The sequence below is a fragment of the Phormidium sp. CCY1219 genome, from assembly GCF_035615515.1.
GTDB lineage: Bacteria > Cyanobacteriota > Cyanobacteriia > Cyanobacteriales > Laspinemataceae > CCY1219.
Window position 1 is genome coordinate 1 of the sequence record NZ_JAJENT010000625.1, and the last position, 4,345, is coordinate 4,345.

General features: G+C 50.1%; 5 protein-coding genes. 4 read left to right on the top strand and 1 reads right to left on the bottom strand.

The window, feature by feature from the left end; translation table 11 throughout:
• Positions 1-72 precede the first annotated feature (72 nt).
• From LKK83_RS17860 to LKK83_RS17870, 3 genes are all read left to right on the top strand, one after another.
• The gene (locus LKK83_RS17860; protein WP_324632616.1) at positions 73-270 is read left to right on the top strand and encodes an NAD(P)H dehydrogenase subunit NdhS; all 198 of its coding nucleotides are present in this window, start codon (positions 73-75) and stop codon (positions 268-270) included.
• A gap of 76 nt (positions 271-346) precedes the next feature.
• Positions 347-1,015 carry a hypothetical protein gene (locus tag LKK83_RS17865; RefSeq protein WP_324632620.1) on the top strand — a complete coding sequence of 223 codons (669 nt, stop codon included), beginning with the start codon at positions 347-349 and terminating at the stop codon, positions 1,013-1,015.
• Positions 1,016-1,531: 516 nt separating this feature from the next.
• Positions 1,532-2,650 carry a YheT family hydrolase gene (locus tag LKK83_RS17870; RefSeq protein ID WP_324632617.1) on the top strand — a complete coding sequence of 373 codons (1,119 nt, stop codon included), beginning with the start codon at positions 1,532-1,534 and terminating at the stop codon, positions 2,648-2,650.
• Between the two features lie 14 nt (positions 2,651-2,664).
• On the opposite strand, the gene LKK83_RS17875 is transcribed toward LKK83_RS17870, so the two are convergent.
• A complete protein-coding gene (locus LKK83_RS17875; protein WP_324632618.1) occupies positions 2,665-3,123 on the bottom strand; it encodes a T3SS (YopN, CesT) and YbjN peptide-binding chaperone 1 in 459 nt (152 codons plus the stop codon).
• A 338-nt stretch (positions 3,124-3,461) separates the two neighbouring features.
• Here LKK83_RS17875 and LKK83_RS17880 point away from each other — a divergent pair, with 338 nt between their 5' ends.
• Positions 3,462-3,755, top strand: coding sequence for a hypothetical protein (locus LKK83_RS17880; protein ID WP_324632619.1), 294 nt, complete (start codon positions 3,462-3,464; stop codon positions 3,753-3,755).
• Positions 3,756-4,345: the final 590 nt, after the last annotated feature.

Below are 4,345 nucleotides of genomic sequence, written 5' to 3' on the forward strand. Positions count from 1 at the left end.
GGGGGCGAATTCCTCCCCATACATAAATGACAGGGGTTTCCATTCGCCCCCCTTACCAACCCCTAATTTTCGATGATTCTTCCCGGTTCTGCTGTTCGCGTTACAAATATCTCTGATATTTATTACGGCTTTCAAGGTCAAGTTCAACGTCTCAGCGATGGCAAAGCGGCTGTCCTGTTTGAAGGCGGCAATTGGGACAAGTTAGTGACGTTCCGACTCTCCGAACTCGAACCTGTTGATGCTAAAGCAGGTCGCCAAAAAGGAAAATAGTTGATTGGGCGATCGCGTGCCTTGTATCCCCCACGGCGCGCGATCGCCAATGTCTATTGTCAATCGTTCTGGAATTATGCGTCTCCCTCTTCCCCAATTCCCTCACGAAGACCGTCACCCCGACCACCTGGCGGAAGTGATCGAAACCGCAACTACTGAATTTTTAGCCCAATGTCTCGATTCCCAACACTTGCGCTTCCCGGTTATGCCCCCGTTTGGCAGTTGGGTTAAGTCGGTGGATGAAGAGTCGGGCAATCAGATTTATGCTGTGGTTTATCATGCCACCACGGCACCAATTGATACGGTTCACCGCGCTAGAGCGCTGGGCCTGTCGATGCAGGGATTGCGCGAGCAACAACCTCAGATTTTTGCTATGCTCAAAACTGAATTTCGCTCCGCGATCGTCGGGTTTTGTCCCCCACAAGACAATATGAATGGCGATCGCCAAACCAATGGCATCGTCCATCAATATATCCCCCCTCGCCCTCCGCAAATTCACCAAGCTGTCTATCGCTGTCAGTCCGAAGAAATCATTCACTTTACCCAACAGCTTGACTTCCTCCGCACCCTCCTCCAAGTCCCCGGCGCAGCCGTAGATGCCCTCACCGGTGCGGCAATTCGTCAGGTTTATCAGTTACGAATGGCCGATCGCGATTGGCTCGTCCAAGCTGGACGCGCCCTCAGTATCCTCCTCAAAGATGACTACGATCGCCTGCGAATGATTTTAAGCCAAATTCACCCTTAATTCACTGACAATCTGCCCTGTAAACGCCAACCAACTGACTTAATTTTTTACTTTAAATCTAAAGTTATTCCCAATAAATTGCACATCCAATTAGAGCATTTTGTAGGATGGGCAGGCACGAGAACTCAAAAGCATCCGCACCTCTAAAAGTGGCTCTGCCCACCCTACCATCTGCTACAAGCAATATTGTCAAAAATTGGGAGAATAAGCCGCAAAAAATACCCCCCTATCTATTTCGGCAATAATCTCAGATTATTTATCTGTTACCCCTAGCCAAAGCTTGACAAATGCTGGATTTTGTGCTTCTCCCACCGGGAAAGGGGCGTGACGCCTCAAATTGATGTTGCGAGACTCCCACCAATGGGTTGGAGGGCGTCACCTCCCCGAGGTTGGGTGACTGGGGTGCGGAATAAAAAAAGACTCAATAACCGTTACAATTTTTAACAATTGAGGCGGTTTCACCGAGTCGCCCGCTTTTTCAGTCTTGTAACGCTTAATCCCTTCATGCAATCATCCATGTCTCATCCAACGTACCGACCCCCCATCGGGTTGAACAATGGTCTCGCCATGACCCTTTACATCGCCCTAGTTGCCAACCGCAACTGGGAAAAAACCGTTCCCCATCCCGAACCGCCTTACCAGGAAACCATCTTTACCGGTGCGGGAGGCGTGCCGATTTATGGCTGGGTGGCCATTCCGGAGAATCCGCGCGGCACCATTGTAGCGACTTACGGAATTACCGGGGAACTGACGCAACAATGGTTTTTGCGAATCATGGGACGCAAAGCCTTTGCCCGGGGGTATGCAGTAGTGCTGTTTGACTGGCGCGCACATGGCAAAACCGGGGAATTGTCTCCCACGTTAACTTCCGATGGGTTATACGAAGGGGAAGATTTCGTGCGGATTGCGGCGAAAGCCAAAACAATGGGATGTCCCGCACCGTTTTGGTTTACCGGATATTCCCTGGGGGGACAACTGGCCCTGTGGGGAGTGAAAGCCGCCGGGACCGTCAACCGGTGGGGGTCAGACTTAGAGTTAGAGGAATCAGAACTCGCAGGCGGGGCGGTGATTTGTCCGAATTTGGATTCTAACCGATCGCTGTCTTATTTAGTGAAACAGCCATTTGGGAAGTATTTGGAGAAAGCGATCGCCAAGGAATTGAAAAAATTAGCTTGGCGAGTGCATGAAATTCACCCGGAGGCGATCGACCCAGGGGCGATCGCCAGAGCGAACAGTATTTGGGGCTTTGACAAAGAATTGGTCATCGATCGCTTAGGTTTTCCTACCGTAGAAGCCTACTACGATGCCAGTAGTCCCCTGCCTTTTTTATCACAGTTAGACAAATCCACCCTGATTTTATATGCGGCGGACGATCCGATGTTTCACCCTGGCGTCATTTCCGACTTAGAAGCCGCTTGTGCGGACAATCCAGCGGTGGAATTATGGTTAACCGAGTATGGCGGGCATGTGGGGTATTTCAGCAGCACAGCCACCCAACAGCAAACCGGGGATCCGGATCGGTGGTGGGCGTGGAATCGGATATTAGACTGGTGCGATCGCCGCGCCGCCGCCATACCCGCGCGATCGCCCGCCACTGCAGCGATCGGCAAATTGTCCGGCGTTACTGACCGATAAGCGATCGGCAACCCTTAACTTTCCACCGGGCCACAGATGCGATCGAGTGCCCGGAATCCACCCCACCGTTCCACGATTTTGTCATCGTATTCGTCTGCGACTTCGAGCACAGCATGAACCGAAGATTCCAGCTCTCTCTTGTCGCAGGTGGATCCGACAATCGTATGCTCGAACAGGATATCCCCTTTCAGGTCCACCCCAAACGCCCCAAAAATCATTTGCGAATTTTGCTCCAGCAGAAAGCGCATCAGATCCTCACTGATTTCGGTTCCAGTCACCACATAAGCGCGGTTATTAATGACCGCATCCTCTTCCCCCCAGGGTAAAATCAGCACTTCTACCAGGGCCGAACCCATGAACAGACCCAAACCCGGGATATCTTGGCGCGCACAGGGAAACTTGCCAAACAGTTCCTGCATCCACAACGCCACTTTGTTATAGCAGGCTTCTTGTGCTGCGGTTTCAAATTGCATTTTTCAGACTCCTTATCGTTGCACTAGGGCAGATAATAAGAGTTTTGTAGCATCTCGCCCGGTACCGTGACGCAATTTCGTAGTATTTCGCAACGTTTGAACAGCCCTACCCCCCTCAAACGCGGCTATCAAATCAACAATCGACAATTAACAACCCACAATATTGCCACCGTGGGCAGTATGATGTAAATCACAACCGGGCGGTGAAAGGTTTCACAATTTCTCTAGGTTTGCGATCGCACCCGTCTACTTACAATCAAGGAATAATAGAACAAGTCAAAACCCAAAAATCGGCTCTGCATCTCACCGAAAGAAACATTTTTCCCAAGGTTGAAACGATGAAATCCTTTACCCCCACCCACAAACTCATTGCCCCTGCCGGGGAAGAAATTCCAGTCATGTTGGTTTCCAACTGCCAAAATGTCCGCTATCAAGTGATTAGCGAGGTGGAATACGTAGAAGGAAGCCCCGCCATCTACGAATGGCATCCCGCTGAAGGCGTTACCTACCGGGGATGTCGATTAGAGGGATTAGAAATCCACCCGCAAACCGCCGGGAAATCTTTACCCGCCTTCAAACAAAAGCCTGCACGAGAGTCGGAATCCACCTGGAGCGTTGCTTGGGCATTGTAGGCACTTTCTCCATGCAAAAATTATAGATTTTCTCAAGATTTAACCAAACTTAATTCCGAGAAGAATTAGCAGGAAAAATATTATTTTGACTCCTTCCCCCCTGGGGGGAACCCCACCCGAAACTCCGCCTCCCCCGTTAATCCAGAGTAGGGTGGGCAACTGGTTGCCCACCCTATCGGTGGATTAGGTGCGGTTGTCCTGAACATTTTTCGCTCGGGATAAAGTGGTATCCCTAGTCCCCGAAGCAGACGCGCGCTTATCGCCTCTCTACAAGCGGGGAAATCAGAAACATCTCTAATATCAGTTTTGAAAAACGGTATTATAGCCTTTCTCAGATTGATGCGATCCGTAGCCGAATAGCATTACCGCGCTTGCACCTCCGAGGTGAAAAATTCTCTACCTTATTCATATGAAAATATTATAAATATGGCGCGCTCGCGATAGTTTTTTCACCGATGGGGTGCTACAGGATAAATAACCATTGCGCTAATCCCTATGTTTTTTTCCATCCCTGGAATTGGACTAGGGATAAATAACCATTGCGCTAATCCCTATGTTTTTTTCCCATCCCTGGAATTGGACTAAGGATA

Coding starts and splice junctions, on each gene's coding strand:
- LKK83_RS17870 (WP_324632617.1), top strand. CDS start 1,532: ATGTCTCATCCAACGTACCGACCCCCCATCGGGTTGAACAATGGTCTC.
- LKK83_RS17860 (WP_324632616.1), top strand. CDS start 73: ATGATTCTTCCCGGTTCTGCTGTTCGCGTTACAAATATCTCTGATATT.
- LKK83_RS17880 (WP_324632619.1), top strand. CDS start 3,462: ATGAAATCCTTTACCCCCACCCACAAACTCATTGCCCCTGCCGGGGAA.
- LKK83_RS17875 (WP_324632618.1), bottom strand. CDS start 3,123: ATGCAATTTGAAACCGCAGCACAAGAAGCCTGCTATAACAAAGTGGCG.
- LKK83_RS17865 (WP_324632620.1), top strand. CDS start 347: ATGCGTCTCCCTCTTCCCCAATTCCCTCACGAAGACCGTCACCCCGAC.